General features: G+C 73.2%; 17 protein-coding genes. 12 read left to right on the top strand and 5 right to left on the bottom strand.

Annotated elements, in window-relative coordinates:
* Positions 1-152: 152 nt before the first annotated feature.
* Positions 153-2,117 (bottom strand): acetate--CoA ligase, encoded by a 1,965-nt coding sequence (gene acs / locus OG990_RS27455; RefSeq protein WP_406077619.1) that lies wholly within the window; start codon positions 2,115-2,117, stop codon positions 153-155.
* A gap of 469 nt (positions 2,118-2,586) precedes the next feature.
* On the opposite strand from acs, the gene OG990_RS27450 reads away from it, so the two are divergent.
* Positions 2,587-3,333 carry an oxidoreductase gene (locus OG990_RS27450; protein ID WP_406077618.1) on the top strand — a complete coding sequence of 249 codons (747 nt, stop codon included), beginning with the start codon at positions 2,587-2,589 and terminating at the stop codon, positions 3,331-3,333.
* Between the two features lie 105 nt (positions 3,334-3,438).
* Here the strand turns inward: OG990_RS27450 and OG990_RS27445 are convergent, their stop codons facing one another.
* Together OG990_RS27445 and OG990_RS27440 are read right to left on the bottom strand one after the other, a co-directional pair.
* The gene (locus tag OG990_RS27445) at positions 3,439-4,242 is read right to left on the bottom strand and encodes an HAD-IB family hydrolase (protein ID WP_328422683.1); all 804 of its coding nucleotides are present in this window, start codon (positions 4,240-4,242) and stop codon (positions 3,439-3,441) included.
* A gap of 348 nt (positions 4,243-4,590) precedes the next feature.
* Positions 4,591-5,271, bottom strand: coding sequence for a TMEM175 family protein (locus OG990_RS27440; protein ID WP_406077617.1), 681 nt, complete (start codon positions 5,269-5,271; stop codon positions 4,591-4,593).
* Positions 5,272-5,494: 223 nt separating this feature from the next.
* On the opposite strand from OG990_RS27440, the gene OG990_RS27435 reads away from it, so the two are divergent.
* The 9 genes from OG990_RS27435 (at position 5,495) to OG990_RS27395 (ending at position 12,583) form a co-directional block, all read left to right on the top strand.
* Complete coding sequence (locus OG990_RS27435) at positions 5,495-6,046, top strand: RNA polymerase sigma factor (RefSeq protein ID WP_406077616.1); 552 nt, start codon at positions 5,495-5,497, stop codon at positions 6,044-6,046.
* Complete coding sequence (locus OG990_RS27430; RefSeq protein ID WP_406077614.1) at positions 6,046-7,056, top strand: CU044_5270 family protein; 1,011 nt, start codon at positions 6,046-6,048, stop codon at positions 7,054-7,056. Before OG990_RS27435 ends, OG990_RS27430 begins: the two co-directional genes overlap by 1 nt.
* A 221-nt stretch (positions 7,057-7,277) precedes the next feature.
* The gene (gene ssd / locus OG990_RS27425) at positions 7,278-8,381 is read left to right on the top strand and encodes a septum site-determining protein Ssd (RefSeq protein WP_406077613.1); all 1,104 of its coding nucleotides are present in this window, start codon (positions 7,278-7,280) and stop codon (positions 8,379-8,381) included.
* Entirely contained in the window at positions 8,378-9,589 is a 1,212-nt protein-coding gene (locus OG990_RS27420; protein WP_406077612.1) for a TadA family conjugal transfer-associated ATPase, read from the top strand. Before ssd ends, OG990_RS27420 begins: the two co-directional genes overlap by 4 nt.
* Positions 9,590-9,801: 212 nt before the next feature.
* Positions 9,802-10,773, top strand: coding sequence for a type II secretion system F family protein (locus OG990_RS27415; RefSeq protein ID WP_406081902.1), 972 nt, complete (start codon positions 9,802-9,804; stop codon positions 10,771-10,773).
* Entirely contained in the window at positions 10,773-11,417 is a 645-nt protein-coding gene (locus OG990_RS27410) for a type II secretion system F family protein (protein ID WP_406077611.1), read from the top strand. Before OG990_RS27415 ends, OG990_RS27410 begins: the two co-directional genes overlap by 1 nt.
* 22 nt (positions 11,418-11,439) lie before the next feature.
* Complete coding sequence (locus tag OG990_RS27405; RefSeq protein WP_151492073.1) at positions 11,440-11,607, top strand: DUF4244 domain-containing protein; 168 nt, start codon at positions 11,440-11,442, stop codon at positions 11,605-11,607.
* Positions 11,608-11,684: 77 nt separating this feature from the next.
* Positions 11,685-12,050, top strand: a complete 366-nt coding sequence (locus OG990_RS27400; RefSeq protein WP_406081901.1) for a TadE family type IV pilus minor pilin — start codon at positions 11,685-11,687, stop codon at positions 12,048-12,050.
* Between the two features lie 32 nt (positions 12,051-12,082).
* Positions 12,083-12,583 (top strand): Rv3654c family TadE-like protein, encoded by a 501-nt coding sequence (locus OG990_RS27395; RefSeq protein ID WP_406081900.1) that lies wholly within the window; start codon positions 12,083-12,085, stop codon positions 12,581-12,583.
* A 150-nt stretch (positions 12,584-12,733) separates the two neighbouring features.
* Here the strand turns inward: OG990_RS27395 and OG990_RS27390 are convergent, their stop codons facing one another.
* Together OG990_RS27390 and OG990_RS27385 are read right to left on the bottom strand one after the other, a co-directional pair.
* Entirely contained in the window at positions 12,734-13,312 is a 579-nt protein-coding gene (locus tag OG990_RS27390; RefSeq protein ID WP_328422721.1) for a hypothetical protein, read from the bottom strand.
* Between the two features lie 292 nt (positions 13,313-13,604).
* Entirely contained in the window at positions 13,605-15,989 is a 2,385-nt protein-coding gene (locus OG990_RS27385) for a DEAD/DEAH box helicase (RefSeq protein ID WP_406081899.1), read from the bottom strand.
* A 188-nt stretch (positions 15,990-16,177) separates the two neighbouring features.
* Between OG990_RS27385 and OG990_RS27380 the strand changes: the two genes are divergently transcribed.
* Both OG990_RS27380 and OG990_RS27375 read left to right on the top strand, forming a co-directional pair.
* The gene (locus OG990_RS27380; RefSeq protein ID WP_074316127.1) at positions 16,178-16,534 is read left to right on the top strand and encodes an STAS domain-containing protein; all 357 of its coding nucleotides are present in this window, start codon (positions 16,178-16,180) and stop codon (positions 16,532-16,534) included.
* Positions 16,531-16,968 carry an ATP-binding protein gene (locus OG990_RS27375; RefSeq protein WP_328422729.1) on the top strand — a complete coding sequence of 146 codons (438 nt, stop codon included), beginning with the start codon at positions 16,531-16,533 and terminating at the stop codon, positions 16,966-16,968. Before OG990_RS27380 ends, OG990_RS27375 begins: the two co-directional genes overlap by 4 nt.
* Positions 16,969-17,116 lie beyond the last annotated feature (148 nt).

Raw genomic sequence — 17,116 nt, 5'->3', positions numbered from 1 at the left:
GAGGCGACCCGCCGCCTGTGTCCGTTCAGCTTCTCCGGGCTCATCCGACTGACCGATGTGACACTGGTGGGGCTGTGTGGGTCGTACCCGTAAGAAATAACGGAGGGTGGCGGTCCGCACGGACCGCCACCCTCCGGTGTGTACGCCTGCTGTCAGTCCTCGTCGGACTTCGCGCCGCTCATCCCGGAGGAGATCAGCTCCATCACGGACGAGTCCTGCAACGTGGTCACGTCGCCCAGTGACCGGTGCTCCGCGACGTCCCGCAGCAACCGGCGCATGATCTTGCCCGAGCGGGTCTTCGGCAGCTCCGGCACCAGCATGATCTGCCGGGGCTTGGCGATCGGGCCGAGCGTCTTCGACACGTGGTTGCGCAGATCGGCGATCAGCTTCTCGCCCGCCTCGCCGGCGATGTCGGTGCTGCCGCGTGGAATGGCGAACGCGACGATCGCCTGACCGGTGGTCGGGTCGGTCGCGCCCACGACCGCCGCCTCGGCCACCGACGGGTGCGACACCAGCGCCGACTCCACCTCGGTGGTGGAGATGTTGTGCCCGGACACCAGCATCACGTCGTCGACCCGGCCGAGCAGCCAGATGTGCCCGTCGTCGTCCTTCTTCGCCCCGTCACCGGCGAAGTACATGCCCTCGAACCGGCTCCAGTACGTCTCGATGAACCGGTTGTCGTCACCCCAGATGGTGCGCAGCATCGAGGGCCATGGCTCGCGCAGCACCAGGTAGCCGCCACCGCCGTTGGGCACCGACTGGCCCTGGTCGTCCACCACGTCGGCCACGATGCCCGGCAGCGGGGTCATCGCCGAGCCCGGCTTGGCGGCGGTCACCCCGGGCAGCGGGGAGATCATGATGGCGCCCGTCTCGGTCTGCCACCAGGTGTCCACGACGGGCAGCTCACCCCGGCCGATGTGTTGCCGGTACCAGATCCACGCCTCCGGGTTGATCGGCTCGCCGACGCTGCCCAGCAGCCGCAGCGAGGACAGGTCGAAGCCGGCCGGGATGTCGTCGCCCCACTTCATCATCGTCCGGATCAGGGTGGGAGCGGTGTAGAGGATGGTGACGCCGTACTTGTCGACGATCTCCCAGAACCGGCCCTTGTTCGGGGTGTCCGGGGTGCCCTCGTACATCACCTGGGTGACGCCGTTGGAGAGCGGGCCGTACACGATGTAGGAGTGGCCGGTGACCCAGCCGATGTCGGCGGTGCACCAGTAGACGTCCGTCTCCGGCTTCAGGTCGAAGACCGCGTTCGCCGTGTACGACGTCTGGGTGAGGTACCCACCGGTGGTGTGCAGGATGCCCTTCGGCCGGGCCGTGGTGCCGCTGGTGTAGAGGATGAACAGCGGGTGCTCGGCGTCGAACGGCTGCGCGGTGTGCTCGGCCGAAGCGGTCTCCACCGTCTCGTGCCACCAGTGGTCCTTCGACGACCAGGCCACCTCCTCGCCGGTGCGGCGGACCACCAGGACGTGCTCGATCGACGGGCAGTTCGCCACCGCCTCGTCCACGGTCGGCTTCAGCGCTGACGGCTTGCCCCGCCGGTAACCGCCGTCTGCGGTGATCACCACCTTGGCGCTGGCGTCCTGGATCCGGTTGCTCAGCGAGTCGGCCGAGAAGCCGCCGAAGACCACGCTGTGCGCCGCGCCGATCCGGGCGCAGGCCAGCATCGCGACCGCCGCCTCCGGGATCATCGGCATGTAAATCGCCACCCGGTCGCCGGCGGTGACACCCAGGTCGGTGAGCGCGTTCGCCGCCCGGCAGGTCAGCTCGTGCAGGTCGGCGTAGGTGAGAGTGCGGGTATCGCCGGGCTCGCCCTCCCAGTGGATGGCGACCTTGTCGCCCCGACCCGCCTCGACGTGCCGGTCCAGGCAGTTGTACGCCACATTGAGTTGCCCACCGACGAACCACTTCGCGAACGGCGGGTTCGACCAGTCGAGCACCTCGTCCCACTTCTTCGACCAGGCCAGCCGGTCGGCCTGCTTCGCCCAGAACGCGAGCCGGTCGGCGTCCGCCTCGGCGTAGGCGTCGGCGGTGACGTTGGCGTGCGCGGCGAGCTCGGCCGGCGGGGGGAACTGGCGCGTCTCGTTCAGCAGATTGGCCAATGCCTCGCTCATGCCGTGACTCCTCGTCCTCGGGTGACCTGCGTCTCGCTGGGCACGAGGGTAGTCGCGGTGCCCCCGGCTCGCGACGGCTGCCCGCTCCGTCGCGCCGAGCGGCCCCCGCCGCGCGCCCGACGGCCCTCGCGACGGTGCCTGCGCCGCGCGACCGTGCCCGCCGGGCCGGTCCGCGTGGTCAGCCTGCGTCGGGCGGCCGTGCGCGCGGTCCGCGTGGCCGGCGTGCGTCGGGCGGTCGTGCCCGCCTGCGTCGTGCGGCCGTGCTCGCGTGGCCGGTCTGCGTCGTGGGCCTTGATCGACACGAGGTCGGGGATGTCGCGGTATCCCGCGGTTGGAACCCCCCCGTTATCGGCGACATGGTGTTGACCTTGCCCTGCCCGAGGGGGCGCGGCCGCGCCGGGCGGTGGCCCGGGTCGCGTTGCGGCCGGGTGCGGCTCGGGAGGTCGGGACGGGTCGCTAGCGTGGCGGGGTGACCACGGACCCGCTCGCCCCGCTGCTCGCGCTCGCCGACATCTCCACCGCCGTCGAGCGCGCCCGCGAGCGGTTCGACCAGGCACTCGGGCACCGCGCGCTGCGCCGGCACGGCGGCCAGGTCGCGGCCGAGGTCAGCCTCCGGTCCGCGGTGGCCAGCGCCGCTCTCGAGGGGTACGCCCACGAGCGCGAAGCCGTCCGGAGCGGCACGGTCACCGACCCGGTGCTCCAGGGGGCGCTACGGGTCGCCGGGGCGCTGCCCGGGCTGAGCGAGCTCTGGCCGAAGGCCCCCCGACAGGCCCTCGCGAAGCTGCACGTACTCGCTGCCCGGGACATGGTGCCGGAGGACGAACTGGGCCGACCGGTCGCCGACCCGGTGGTCGCCGCCCGGCTGGACGGGCTGGCCGGGCTGGTCGCCGGCGGCACCAAGGTGTCGCCGCTGGTGCTCGCCGCCGTGGTCCACGGGGAACTGCTGAACCTGCGCCCGTTCGCCGGCCCGTCCGGCGTGGTGGCCCGCGGTGCCGCGCGGCTGGTGCTGCTCGCCAGCGGCCTCGACCCGCGCGGCCTGCTTGCCGTCGACGTCGGGCACCGTGAGCGAGAGCCCGAGTACGTCGGCTCGGCCGGCGCCTTCGCCACCGGCACCCCGGATGGCCTGCGATCCTGGCTGCGCCACTACATGGCGGCCGTGGAGGTCGGCGCCGACCAGCTCACCGTCATCGGCGACGAGATCCTCGCCGCCGCCTGAGCTGCGCACCTGCGGCCGTCGATCATTTCGCTGTGCTGCCTCACAACGGGCGCAACACTGCCTGAGGCGACCACCGATTTGATGATCGCCCTCGTCACGAGGAGGTCAGGCGGAGGCGGCGGCGCGGGTGCGACGGTGCCGGCCGTACCAGGCGATGCCGATGGCGACGCCCACGCCGACCCCCAGGGCCGCCGCGGCGACCGGGACGGCGGGCCGCTCCCGCAGCCGACGGCCCAGCGGGATCGGGTGCCGGAACTCCAGGACCGGCCAGGCGTTCTCCGAGGCCAGCTTGCGCAGCTGCCGGTCCGGGTTCACCACGCTCGGGTGCCCGACGCACTCCAGTAGGGGGCGGTCGCTGTACGAGTCGGAGTAGGCGTACGAGTCGGCCAGGTCGTAGCCCCGAGCGGCGGCCAGCTCGCCGACCGCCTCGACCTTGCTCGGGCCGGCCGCGTAGAACTCGACCTCACCGCTGTACCGGCCGTCCCGCACGGTCATCCGCGTGGCGATCACGTCGGTCACCCCGAGCAGCTCGCCGATCGGCCGGACCATCTCCTCGCCGGAGGCGGAGACCAGCACCACGTCCCGGCCGGCCGCCTGGTGCTCCTCGATCAGCGCGGCGGCCTCGGCGTACACGTAGGGGTTGATGAGCTCATGCAGTGTCTCCGCGACGATCTGGCGGACCTGTTCCACCTGCCAGCCCTTGCAGAGCGCAGCCAGGTAGTCCCGTGTTCGGGCCATGGTCTGCTCGTCGGTGCCGCCCAGCCGGAACATCAGCTGCGCGTACGCCGACTTGACCACGTCACGCCGGGTGATCAGCCCGTCCCGGTAGAACGGCCGACCGAACGCCAGGGCGCTCGACTTGGCGATGACGGTCTTGTCCAGATCGAAGAAAGCGGCACTTCGGCCCACGGCGCGAAAGTCTAGCCGGATGGTCTATCGTCGGCGGGTGCCCGGGGTCACGCCACCCCTCGGACCTGCGGGCCGGCACCACCACCTCCACTCGGCGTGACCGTGCTCACACTTTGCGAGGAGATTTTCGCACTGAGTGGGGTCGACACCACTCGACGTGACGGGCCCGCTCAGGCAGACTTGTCCGCACGACGAGTTTTCATATCTCCGAAAACAGACAGACCCTCGGCGGTTGCACCCCCCGTAACCGCTGAGCGGTTCGGCTCGACCCCCCCGGAGCCGAACCTCCGACGACCCCCGTCTCCCCCCGACGGGGGTCGTCCCTTTCCAGGGAGTGTGCCGGGCAGGTCACAGGTCGCCCCGTCCTCCTTCGGGCCGCTCCTCCCGATCGTCACTCCGACCGGCGCGCCCACGCTTCGACCTGGACATTTCGCCCGCGATTGGTAACCAGTAGAAGGGGATCAACGCGGTGATCACGGCCACGCCGAGGGCGGGGAGTAGGGCACCCAGCACGACTCCGGCGGCGATCCAGAAGGGTGCGACCCGGAAACGCCTGCTGATCGCCCTCTCACCTGCGGGATCGACGGTGCTGGCCAGCAGCCGATGATCACGGCGCGCGTACTCCCAGATCGCGTTGAAAAGAGAGGCTGCCACTCCGAGCGCGATGCCGTAGAAGACGACCGCAGTCCGCTGCCCGTGTCCGTCGCGGAACGCGGCGGCCAGCACGGAAGCGGCGAATGGCAGGAACGCGATGGTCATCAGCAGCAGGGTGTTGAGCAACAGCACCACCCGGTCGACGCCACGGAGGTGGTCGAACATGACGTGGTGGTTGGCCCACACCTGCCCAATGAGAAGGAAGGTGAGGGCGTAAGCCAGGTAGGAGGGCCACAGCTCAGCAAGGCCGTGGGCCAGGTGTCGGGTGTCCTGCGGCGGGTGGATCTCCAGGACGAGCAGGGTGATGGAGATCGCGAAGACCGCATCGCTGAAGGCGACGAGCCGCGCCGGTTTGCGTTCCACGCCGAACGCCATTGACCTTCCTGGTCCGCGAACAGGTTCTGCCACCGCCCAAGCCTGAGACACGGGACCCAGCTGGGCGTGCAGCCGGGCGGGCGTGTCACCCCGATACTCCGAGCCTTGTGATCAGGGCACTGGGAGGTTGCGAGAGCGAAAGCTCAGCGGCCGTCGTGCGGTAATCGTCGGGCCGGTCGCGACACAAGCCAGGGTGAGAGTCGCCGAGGCAATGGGGGTTCGGGTGGGTCCACCGGAGAAACGCGACGAGGTCTGGTTCACCAGGCTCTACGCCGCCGAGTACGCGCACATCGTCAGGTACGGACTGCGTCGACTCGCCGACGCGGACGCGTCGGCGGAGCTCGCCCAGGAGGTCTTCGTCGTCGCGTGGCGGCGTCGCGCTGAGGTGCCGGACCGCAGCCTGCCCTGGCTGTACGGGGTGGCCCGGCGCCTGCTGGCGAACCAGTGGCGGTCCCGGCGCGCCGCCCCGGACGTCCTGCCGATCACCGACGCCGACCTCGCGCGGGTGGCGCATCCGTCCGGCGCCGACGCCACCGTGGGGGTCGCCGACGTCCGGGCGGCCCTGGCCACCCTCAGCGACCTCGACCAGGAGATCCTCCGGCTGATCGGCTGGGAGGAGCTGACGGTCTCCGAGGCGGCCCAGGTTCTGGGCTGCGCTCGCGCCACCGTGGCGGTGCGTCTGCACCGTGCCCGCCGCCGTCTCACCGAAGCGATGTCAGAGCAGCCCGTCCGGCCCCGGCGTCCGGTGTTGGCGACCATTCGAGAGGACCTGTGATGTTCGGAGCAGAGCGAACCCGTACCCTCCTCGGCCCGGTCGACCCGGCCCGGGACACCGCCGTGGCGCCATCCTCGGTCTCGGCGCACGACCTGATCGACCGTGCCGGCGCCGCCGAGCCAGTCGTCGGTCATCGCCGCGCACGCCCGACCCGTCGGCTGGTTCTGACGGCCGGGACGTTGGCCGTCGCGGCCGGCGCCGTGGCGGTCCTCCAGCCGTTCGACAAGGTCGCCCCGGACACCGGGGACGTGCCGAAGGCCATGCCCGGATCGGTGCTCGTGCCGGTCGCGTACCAGTTCGACTCGGACGCCCCAGCGGCCGGCCCGCAGCTGCGCGCCCTGGCCAGCAGGCTCGTCGACGCGGAGTACGACAACAGCAGCGGGCGCTACATGTATCACCACACGAAGCTGTGGGGCGACCCGGTGATGACCTCCGCTGACGGCCGCTACAACGTCGCATTCGCCGACGAGACCAAGGTCTGGCGGGCCGTCGACGGGACCGGGAACCAGACCACCGTCCAACTGGAACCGCAGTATCCCGACCAGGAGTCCCGGGACTACTGGCAACGCAATCTCGGGAAGGGCCCTGCGGTCGCCGGCACCCCCGCGCCCGACACCGTTCCGCTGCCGCCCACGGAACTCACGCCACCGCGGGCTGATCGGTCGCAGCTGCGCGAGTTGCTGAAGGCCGCCCACGGCGCGGGCGCCGTGAGCAAGGAGGTCAGCACGGTGTACGGGCGGTACGTGGTGCCGCGGCAGACCCGCGCGGAGATCCTGCGGGTCCTCGCCGACGTTCCCGGCTTCCGCTGGCGCGGGCAGGTGACCGACCGGGCTGGACGGAAGGGTGTCGCGGTCACCTTCGACGACCGCGAGCACGACGCGCAGTCCCTGCTGATCTTCGACCCGAAGACGGGCGAGCTGCTCGCCCACGAGCGGCTGACGCTCGCGCCCGTGCGGATCAGCTCGTACAAGGTGATCCTCGATACCGCCTGGACCGACCGGCTCGGCTGACCGCCAGCGGCGGGGCCGCTCCCTCGGGAGCGGCCCCGCCGCGTTTCCATTCCAGCCGGAGCATCGGTCGGACATGCCCCGCGCGTAGCAGATCAACTGTCTCGCCGGGCGTTGTCCACAGCCCGCCGCGTTGTCCACAGGCGGCGCGGTCGGGACGGTTTGCGGGGCGGATCCCGAGCAGGGTCGGCGGCACACCCGAGCCCGACCCGCTGGAGGCCGCGATGGCACCCCGTACCTCCGTTCCGCCGATCCGACGACTTCCCCTGGTCGTCACAGGGGACGGCGAGCTGCTCGACGACCTGCTCCGGCTCGCCGCCGCAGGCGGGACCGAGGTTGAGCTCGCCGCCGACCCGGCGGCCGCCCGTACCCGCTGGCTTCCCGCACCGCTGGTGCTGCTCGGCGCCGACCAGGCGCAGCCGTGCCTGCGTGCCCGGCTGCCGCACCGGCCCCGGCTGGTGCTGGTCGGCCGGGCCGGCCAGATCGACCCCGGCTGGCAGATCGCCGAGCTGATCGGCGCCGAGCACGTCGCCGCGTTGCCCGCCGCGGAACCGTGGCTGGTGGATCGGTTCGCCGAGCACGGCCCGGACGGTCCGGACGGCTCCGGCGCCCGGATCGTCGCGCTGCTCGGTGGGCGGGGCGGCGCCGGAGCGAGCGTGCTCGCCGGCGGGCTTGCCGTGACCGCCGCCCGGGCCCGGCTGCGCACCCTGCTGGTCGACGCCGACCCGCTCGGCGGTGGCCTCGACCTCGTGCTGGGCTGGGAGCAGTTGGAAGGGCTGCGCTGGCCCTCACTCACCGGTGCGGACGGGAGGGTCGACGCCCCAGCGTTGGTCCGGGCCCTACCCAGCCGCGGTGACCTGGTGGTGCTCTCCTGGGACCGCGGCGACCTGCTGGCGTTGCCCGCGGCGGCGATGGCGGCGACCCTCGACGCGGCCCGGCGTGGCCGGGACTTCGTGGTGATCGACCTGCCTCGGCAGCTGGACGACGCCGCCGTGATGGCATTGCAGGCGGCCGATCAGGCGTTCGTCGTCGTCCCGGCCGAGCTGCGAGCCACCGCGGCGGCCGCGCGGGTGGTGGCCGCCGCCGTCCCGCACTGCGCCGCGCTCTCGGTGGTGGTGCGCGGGCCCGCCCCGGGCCGGTTGCGCGCGACCGAGGTGGCGCGAGCACTCGGGCTTCCGCTCGCCGGCACGCTGCGGCCCGAGCCGGGGCTCTGCCGCGGGCTGGAGCGGGGCGAGGCCCCGGCCGCCGCCGGCAGGGGTCCGCTGGCCGCCCTCTGCCAGCGGATCGTCACCGAGCTCACCGGCGTTCCGGCCGCTGGTGCGGCATGACGGGCCGGCCGGAGGACGCCACCCTCGCCGCCCGGGTACGGCAGCGCATCGCCGCGGCCACCACCCCGGTCACCCCGGCGGCGATCGTCTCGGCGGTACGGGCCGAGCCCACCGCCGCGGTGCTCGGTGACACCGCCGTGCTTCGGATCGCCGACCGGGTCCACGACGACCTCGTCGGCGCCGGGCCACTGGCTCCGCTGCTGGCCGACCCGGAGGTGACCGACGTGCTGGTCAACGGCACCCGGGTCTGGGTCGACCGGGGGGCAGGGCTGCACCAGGTGGCGATCCCGGTGGGCTCGGTGGAGGACGTCCGCCGGTTGGCGCAGCGACTGATCGCCAGCGCCGGGCGGCGGCTCGACGACGGCTCCCCGTACGCGGACGCCCGGCTCCCCGACGGCACCCGGCTGCACGCCGTGCTGCCGCCGGTGGCGACCGAGGGCCCGTACCTGTCCCTACGGACCTTCCGGCACCGGCCGTTCACCCTCGACGAGCTGGTGCACCAGGGGACCGTGCCGCGACCAGTGGCACCGGTGCTCGCCGCCGTCGTCGCGGCCCGGCTGGCGTACCTGGTCACCGGCGGCACGGGGTCGGGCAAGACCACGCTGCTCAACACGCTGCTCGGGTTGGTGCCGTCCACCGAGCGGATCGTGCTGGTGGAGGACGCCGCCGAGCTGCACCCGGGGCACCCGCATGTGGTGGGGCTCCAGGCGCGTACCGCCAATGTGGAGGGATCGGGCGTGGTGAGCCTCGGCGATCTGGTCCGGCAGGCGTTGCGGATGCGCCCGGACCGGCTGGTGGTCGGGGAGTGCCGGGGCGGCGAGGTGGTCGACCTGCTTGCCGCACTGAACACGGGCCACGACGGGGGCGCCGGCACGCTGCACGCCAACACCCCGTCCGACGTACCGGCCCGGCTGGAGGCGCTCGGCATGCTGGGTGGGCTGCCCCGCGCCGCGCTGCACGCCCAGGTGATCGCCGCGTTGCAGGTGCTGTTCCAGGTACGCCGCGGCGACCGGGGGCGGGTCCTGGAGTCGATCTGCCTACTGCTCCCGGAGGGACCCGACCGGTTGGTCACCGTGGTGCCCGCCTGGGTACGCGGTCGGGGGCTAGGGCTGGCCGCGCGCGCGTTCGGGGCGCTGCTGCGGGACCGTGGCGTGGCGGTACCTCCGATACTCGGCGAGCCGTGGCCCGGATCGGCGGGTCCGGCATGACCGGCGGAGCGGTGCTGGTGGTGACGCTGCTGTTGGCCGCCGCGGCACTGGTGGCCTGGCCCGTGCACAGCATCCGGGGGCGCCGCCGTCGGGTGCTGACGTCGGCGGGCCGTGGAAACGCGCGGGCCGAACCGGACGACCCGCTGGTGGACTGGGTCACCGAACTCGGCCGTCCCCTTGACGGACCGGCCGACGGGTTCAGTGGTGCGCGGATGCCGGTCGGCTGGCCCACTCGGGACGTCGCTGGCGGCCAGACCTGGCCATCGTTGGCGAGCGCCTCGGCGGGGTCCACGCGTCCGGCAGGTCCGGCACGCCCGCCGACCCGTCGGGATCCCCGTCGGCCGGCAGGTACCGCCCGGCCAGCGGCCGGGCCCCTGGAGGCCGGGCGGGGTGCCGCCACGTCCATCTCCGTGCCGACGGTCGACGGCGGAGGCCCAGAGGTGGAGCGTCGGGGCGATCCCGCCGGCACGGCCGACGGGTCCAGAGACGTCGATCGCCGTGGGCGCCAGCTCGTCGGTCCGGCGGGGATGCCGGTCGGCGGACCGCGCGGGGCGGGTGCGCCGGCGCGCGTCCCGCCATCACCGGCGCGCGTACTGCTGCTGGTCGGCCTGGCGGGCGCCGGCACTGGCGCCGTGCTCGCCGGCCCGGTGGCCGCCGTCGCGGCTGCCGGCTACGGCACGCTGGCCGTGCGCGCTCTCTTGCGCTGGCGGACGAACCGACATGTCGAGCGGAACCGACGGCGCGGGTTGGACCAGCTGTGCGGTCTCGCGGCGGATCTCCGGGCGGGCCTGCCCGTCCCGTCGGTCGTCGAGGTCGCCAACGCAAGCGGGCCGGGTGGTGCGGACCGGCTTCGCCAGTTGACCTCGGCCGCGGTGCGGCTGGCGGACCGGACGGGCGCGCCGCTCGCCGAACTCGTCGAGCGGATCGAGGCGGACGCCCGGGCGACCGACCGGGGGCTGGCCGCCGCGGCGGCGCAGGCGGCCGGCGCTCGGGCCACGGCCTGGCTACTGGCGGCCCTGCCGATCGGCGGGATCGGGCTCGGTTACGGGATCGGCGTGGATCCCGTGGCGGTGCTCCTGCACAGCACGGTCGGCGGGGTCTGTGCGGTCCTCGCGGTCGCCCTGCAGGTCGTCGGCCTGTTCTGGGCCGAGCGGCTCGGCGCGACGCCGGGGCGGGCCGGTTGATGTCCCGGACGGTTCCCAGTGCGGGAGCGAGCGCAGCGGCCGGCCGGCGGCGCCCGGACGTGATCCGGCTCGCCGCAGCTCTGGGCGGGCTCGCCGTGGCCGTGGTGATCGGAGGCTGGTTCGGGCTGCTCGGCGCGGTTCCGACCGCGGTCCTGCTGGACCTGCTGCTGCGGCGGATCGAGTCGCCGACCGCCCGCAACCGGCGACTCCGGGAGGCCGCCGACCTGCCGCTCGCCGCCGACCTGCTGGCCGCTGCGATGCGGGCGGGCGCCCCGGTGGACCGCTCGGTGCTGGCCGTGGCCGAGGCGCTGGACGGCCCGCTCGCCGACCGGCTGGCCCGGGTCGGCCGCACCCTGCTGCTCGGCGGTGGTCCGGCGGAGGCGTGGTCCGCGCTGGATGGGGTGCCAGGGGCGGAGCGATTGACCGCGGCCGCGTTCCGCTCGGCCAACAGCGGGGCCGCCCTGGCCGGTGCGCTGACCCGGCTTGCCGACGACCTGCGCGCCGACCGGGCCACCGCTGCCGAAGCGTCGGCCCGCCGAGCGGGTGTGCTCATCGTCCTGCCGTTGGGGCTCTGCTTCCTCCCGGCGTTCATTCTCGCCGGCCTGGTGCCGGTGATCGTCGCCGTCCTCGGCGACGTGCTCTGACCCATCGAGAAGGGAAACAGCCATGCGCAAACTCATCGGCCGCCTGCGCGGTGACGCCGGGATGAACACCGCCGAGTACGCCGTCGGCACTCTCGCTGCCGTCGCGTTCGCCGGGATCCTGTTGAAGGTGCTGACCTCCGGCAACGTCCAGTCGGCGCTGACCGCCGTCATCGACCGGGCGCTCAAGTGATCGGGCGCCGGCAGGCTTGCCGCGATCGGGGGATCGGGGCCACCGAGTGGACGGCCGGCGGCGGGCGGAGATTCCGCATCGGCCTCCGGGCGGGCGATGGCGACCGAGGGTCCTTCACCGCCGAACTGGCGGCCGGCCTGCCGGCGCTGCTCCTGCTTCTGCTCGCGGGCCTGACCGCTGTCAACGCCGTCAGCATCCGGGCGAGTTGCCTGCACGCGGCCCGGGAGGCCGCGCTGGCCGGCGCCCGGGGCGCGGACGGCAGCGCCGACGGCCGGGACGTGGCACCGCCGGGGGCGGAGGTGTCGGTGTCAATCGACGGGGATCTCGCGCAGGCGACGGTGCGGGCACCTGTACGCGCGTTGGGCGGTCGACTCCCGCGGATCACCGTGGTCGTCACCGCCGTCGCGGCCGTGGAACCCGGGGCCATGGAGGAGAGCCGGTGAACAGTCGGCAGGGAATGTCGGAGCAGGCAACCATGACGAGCCCGCCGTACCTGCGCCACAGGCGGCCGAACGCCGACCGCCCGGAGGTTGACTGGTCGCGCGGGGAACGGCCGAGCACCGAGCGCCCGGAGGTTGACTGGTCGCGCGGGGGACGACCGAGCACCGAGCGGCTCGGTGCCGAGCGGCAGGATCGTGATCGCGGTGGGGCTACCGTTCTCCTGCTGGCGGTGGGGCTGGTCTTCGTGCTGGTAGGGACGTTCGGCGCCGCCGTCGCCGCGACCAGAATGGCGGCTCAACGGGCGGCGGTGGCGGCCGACCTGGGTGCGCTGGCCGGGGCCGCCAGGGCGTTCGACGGCGACGCGGCGGCATGCGCGTTCGCCGCCGACGTCACCGGTCGCAACGGTGGGCGGATGGTCGCCTGTCGTCTCGACGGGCTGGACGTGCTGGTGACCGTCGAGGTCGTGATCACGCCCCTACCCGGTCTGACCCGGGTCGCGGCGTCTACGGCCCGCGCCGGCCCGGTGCGCGGCTGAACGGCTCGACCCCTACCCGTCGATCGCCATGACGCAGACGCAGACGCAGCCGATAGCCGGCGGCCGGCAGCCTGCTGGCCGGAACGTGGGCTGGGGGCCCGTGTCCCGGCCAGCGGCCGAAGGGGTGGGTGGCCGAGTGGGCCGGGTGCGTCAGCGGGACTGGAGCGCGTCGAGGGCGACGGCCATCGCGATGACCAGACGGCGGTCGATCTGCGGGTTGTGCACCTCGACGACGTACTTGTCGCGCAGGCCCCACTTCTTGATCACGGAGAAGACCGGCTGGCCGCCAGCGGTGAAGTCGAAGTGGTACGGCAGCCAGGACAGCGAGTCGACGAAGCGGCGCAGCAGCGCCACCGGCATGCTGCGCTCCTGACCGGTCACCTGCGGCAGGCCGGCCTGCTCGACGTGCCAGGTGGAGCGGAGCAGCGACTGGGCGAAGTCCTTGCGGAACAGGCCGATCGGGTTGCCGGCCGCGTCGGTGACGTCGTACGTGGCGCCGAGGTCGATGCGCTGGCGGGCCTTGAAGCCGAGCAGGGGCTGCTGCTTGGAGTCATCGGTGTAGATCGTCACCTGCTCCTTGAAGGCGAGCCGCTTCTGCTGCGCGAACGCCAGCAGCTCACCTTCGGTGCCGTCCGGCGAGACCGCCCGGACCTCGTACTGGTTGACCATCATCCGCAGTCGCTGGCGGATGTGGAACTGCCGCAGGGTCTGCAAATTGTCGAGCTGCATGTGGTCTCCTCAGGGGGTTGGTGGGCCGGAGTCTCGCACAGCCCGGCAACTGCCGCCGGCCCGCATCCCCCGGCGCTCCCACCAGCGGTGGATCCACCTCGTCCATCGGTTCCGGTGACGGTCAGCGGCCGTCGACGGTGGCGCGTATCGCCCAGCCGTTGAGGATCTGGTGGATACCGCGCAGCCGTTCGTTGATCTGCTCCAGCCGTTCCGCCTGGGCCAGGGCGGCCAGCGCGGACCCGAGCGCGATCTGCTGGTCGGTGGTGAGTTTCTCCTGATCATGCAGCGACGCTCAGGCGGGCAGGTTCGCCAGCACCACGTCGAGCACCCGGATCGCGTCCGGCTTGGAGAGCGGGTTGTTGCCGTTGCCGCACTTCGGCGACTGCACGCAGGACGGGCAGCCGGTCTCGCAGCCGCACTCCGCGATCGCGTCCCGGGTGGCCCGCAGCCACGCCGAAGCCGTCCCGTACGCCCGCTCGGCGAAGCCGGCGCCGCCCGGATGTCCGTCGTAGACGAAGACGGTCGGTGCCTCGGTGTCCGGGTGCACCGCGGTGGAGAGCCCGCCGATGTCCCACCGGTCGCAGGTGGCCATCAGCGGCAGCAGGCCGATCGCGGCGTGTTCGGCGGCGTGCAGCGCACCCGGTACGTCGGCCGGCTGGACCCCGGCAAGAGCCAGTGACTGCGGCGACAGGGTGAACCAGACCGCGACCGTGCGCAACTCCCGGGTGGGCAGGTCGAGCGGCCGGGTGTCGATCACCTCGCCGGTGGCGATCCGGCGCCGCTGGTACGACACCACCTGACTGGTCACGTCGACCTCGCCGAGGAACATGCCGACCGGCCCGGCGTCCACGTAGGAGCGCACCGAGACCACGGAGAGATCGGTGACGTCCCGGGCGTGGGTGGACCAGTCCGGCTCCTCGACGTGCACCAGCGCGCAGCCGTCGGCGAGGTCGAGGTCGTCGACCACGTACGAGACGCCCTGGTGCAGGTAGACCGCGCCGGAGTGGAGCAGGAAGTGCGAGGAGCCGCCGTCCACCGTGCCGAGCAGCCGGCCGGTGGCCGACTCCACCACGGCTACCGGGGCGCCGCCCTCGCCGCGTAGGTCCACCTCGGGGCGCTCCCGGTGCCGCCAGTACCAGCCGGTGGGTCGCTGCCGCAGCGCCCCGGCCGCCACCAGCTCGTCGATCGCCTCCTTCGCCCCGTCGCCGAAGAGCGCCAGGTCAGCCGGGGTGAGCGGTGCCTCGACGGCGGCGCAGGCCAACTGCGGGGCCAGCACGTACGGGTTGGCCGGGTCGAGCACCGTCGCCTCGACCGGCGCCCCGAAGATGGCCTCCGGGTGGTGCACCAGATAGGTGTCCAGCGGGTCGTCCCGGGCCACCAGCACCGCCAGAGCCTCCTGCCCGGAGCGCCCGGCGCGGCCCGCCTGTTGCCAGAGCGATGCCCGGGTGCCGGGGTATCCGCAGATCAGCACCGCGTCCAGCCCGATCAGGTCGACGCCCAGCTCCAGCGCGTTGGTGGAGGCCAGGCCGAGCAGGTCACCCTCCAGGAGCGCCCGCTCCAGCTCGCGCCGCTCCTCGCGTAGGTAGCCGCCCCGGTAGGCGGCCACCCGGTCGCCGAGCCCGGGGACCGCATCGTCCAACGCCCGACGCGCGCTGGCCGCCACCACCTCGGCGCCCTTGCGGGACCGGACGAACGCGAGCGTGCGTACCCCCTCGGCGACCGTGTCGGCGAGCAGGTCCGCGGTCTCCCGCAGCGCCGACCGGCGGACCTGGACGAGGTCCGGCATATCGTCGTGCCCGCCCGCCGCCTGGGCCGGCGCCAGGGAAGAGGCCGACGAGGAGTCGGGTGGGAGCAGCGGTGGTTCCCAGAGCGCGAAGGTCACCCCGCCGCGCGGTGAGGCGTCCTCGGTGACGGCGGTCACCGGCAGGCCGGTCAGCCGCCCGGCCGCGGTCGCCGGGTCGCCGGAGGTCGCCGAGGCGAGCACGAACACCGGGGTCGCCCCGAACCGGGCGCACTGGCGGCGCAGCCGGCGCAGCACGTGCGCCACGTGTGAGCCGAAGACGCCCCGGTAGGTGTGGCACTCGTCGATCACCACGTACGCCAGGCGGCGCAGGAAGCCGGACCACTGGGCGTGCCCGGGCAGGATGCCGTGGTGCAGCATGTCCGGGTTGGTCAGCACGAACCGGGAGTGCCGGCGGATCCACTCCCGCTCGGCGCGCGGAGTGTCCCCGTCGTAGCAGGCCGGGCGTACCCCCTCCAGCTCCAGCGCGGTGACGGCCCGCAGCTGGTCGGCGGCGAGCGCCTTGGTCGGCGCCAGGTAGAGCACGGTGGCCCGGGGGTCGGCGAGCAGCGTGGCCAGCGCCGGGAGCTGGTACGCCAGTGACTTGCCGGACGCGGTGCCGGTGGCGACCACCACGTGCCCACCGTCGTACGCCAGGTTGGCCGCCTCGGCCTGATGCCGCCAGGGCGCGACCACGCCACGGCCGGCGAACGCCGTGCGAAGCTCCGTCGGTGCCCATGTCGGCCACGGCGCGGGCACCCCGGCGCGGGCTGGCACCCGCTCGACGTGGGTGACCGGGTCGCCGGCGCCCCGGGCGCGCAGCCGGCGCAGCAGGTCGGTCGGCGATGGTCCGGGGCCGGGACCTGCGGATACGGTGGCGAGAGACGACGGCTTCAGGTCGTGGCGCGGCGACAGGTGCGCCGAGCTGAAGCTGTCGTGAGTCACGTCCTGCACTCTCGCACTGGTGTTCGGAGATGAAAAGTCGGACCGGGGGGTATAGGGAAGCCGCCGCCGGTGACCGCAGGGTGTCCCGGCGGTAGTGGTTAGATGCCCAGGAGAGTTTACGGCTCTGGCAAGGAGGACCGATGGAGCTGTCGCTGGCGACCCGCACCGTGGGCGAACACACGGTGCTCGAGGTCGGCGGTGAGGTGGACGTCTACACCGCGCCCCGGCTCCGCGAACGGCTTCTCGAACTGATCGACGGTGGCGCCCGGCACGTGGTGGTCGACCTCGGTCGGGTGGACTTCCTCGACTCCACCGGGCTGGGCGTGCTGGTGGGCGCGCTCAAGCGGCTCCGTACGGCCGGCGGCTCGTTCGCCCTGGTCTGCGACAAGGAGCCCCTGCTCAAGATCTTCCGGATCACCGCGTTGGACCAGGTGTTCCCGCTGCACCCCACGGTCGACGCTGCCGTTGGCGCGGAGCCGACCGGCGCCAGCGCGTGATGGCGACGGTCCGCCTCTCCTTCTCCCCAGCGCCGGTTCACGTGCGCACCGCCAGGCTGGTCGGTGTCGCCGTCGCCCGGCGTGCCGGGGTCCGGGAGGACCTGCTGGACGAGGTGCGCCTGGCCATCGGCGAGGCGTGCACCCGGGCGGTGGCCCTGCACCGCCAGTACGGCCTGGCCGACCCGGTGCTGGTGGAGATGTCCGACGCCGGGTCGTACTCGGTGCGGGTGGTCGACCGCGCGCCGATCGAGGCCGGCATCGGGCTGGCCGCGTTGCCGCCGGACGCGCTGGCCAACGAGTCGCTCACCGACGAGGCGCTGACCACCGGCGTCGGCTTCGCGCTGCTCGCCGGCTTCGTCGAGGACCTTCAGGTGCGTCCGGTCGACGAGGGCATCGGCACCGAGGTGCGGATGGTGTGGCCGCTCGGCCGCTGATCCGTCCCGCTCCACAGGCCGCTTCCCCACGGGGGAGGCGGCCTTGTTGTGATGGACCGGGCCCTATATCAGATTTCGTTTCATAACACAGCGACGAAGATCATCGAGACACGGTGCCACCTGGGTGTGACCTCCGACACTGCAGAGG

The organism is Micromonospora sp. NBC_00858, assembly GCF_045207365.1.
Taxonomy (GTDB): Bacteria; Actinomycetota; Actinomycetes; order Mycobacteriales; family Micromonosporaceae; genus Micromonospora.
This window is presented reverse-complemented; position numbering and strand designations above follow the sequence as displayed.

Coding starts and splice junctions, on each gene's coding strand:
- acs (WP_406077619.1), bottom strand. CDS start 2,117: ATGAGCGAGGCATTGGCCAATCTGCTGAACGAGACGCGCCAGTTCCCC.
- OG990_RS27440 (WP_406077617.1), bottom strand. CDS start 5,271: ATGGCGTTCGGCGTGGAACGCAAACCGGCGCGGCTCGTCGCCTTCAGC.
- OG990_RS27430 (WP_406077614.1), top strand. CDS start 6,046: ATGTTCGGAGCAGAGCGAACCCGTACCCTCCTCGGCCCGGTCGACCCG.
- ssd (WP_406077613.1), top strand. CDS start 7,278: ATGGCACCCCGTACCTCCGTTCCGCCGATCCGACGACTTCCCCTGGTC.
- OG990_RS27420 (WP_406077612.1), top strand. CDS start 8,378: ATGACGGGCCGGCCGGAGGACGCCACCCTCGCCGCCCGGGTACGGCAG.
- OG990_RS27415 (WP_406081902.1), top strand. CDS start 9,802: ATGCCGGTCGGCTGGCCCACTCGGGACGTCGCTGGCGGCCAGACCTGG.
- OG990_RS27410 (WP_406077611.1), top strand. CDS start 10,773: ATGTCCCGGACGGTTCCCAGTGCGGGAGCGAGCGCAGCGGCCGGCCGG.
- OG990_RS27405 (WP_151492073.1), top strand. CDS start 11,440: ATGCGCAAACTCATCGGCCGCCTGCGCGGTGACGCCGGGATGAACACC.
- OG990_RS27395 (WP_406081900.1), top strand. CDS start 12,083: ATGACGAGCCCGCCGTACCTGCGCCACAGGCGGCCGAACGCCGACCGC.
- OG990_RS27390 (WP_328422721.1), bottom strand. CDS start 13,312: ATGCAGCTCGACAATTTGCAGACCCTGCGGCAGTTCCACATCCGCCAG.
- OG990_RS27380 (WP_074316127.1), top strand. CDS start 16,178: ATGGAGCTGTCGCTGGCGACCCGCACCGTGGGCGAACACACGGTGCTC.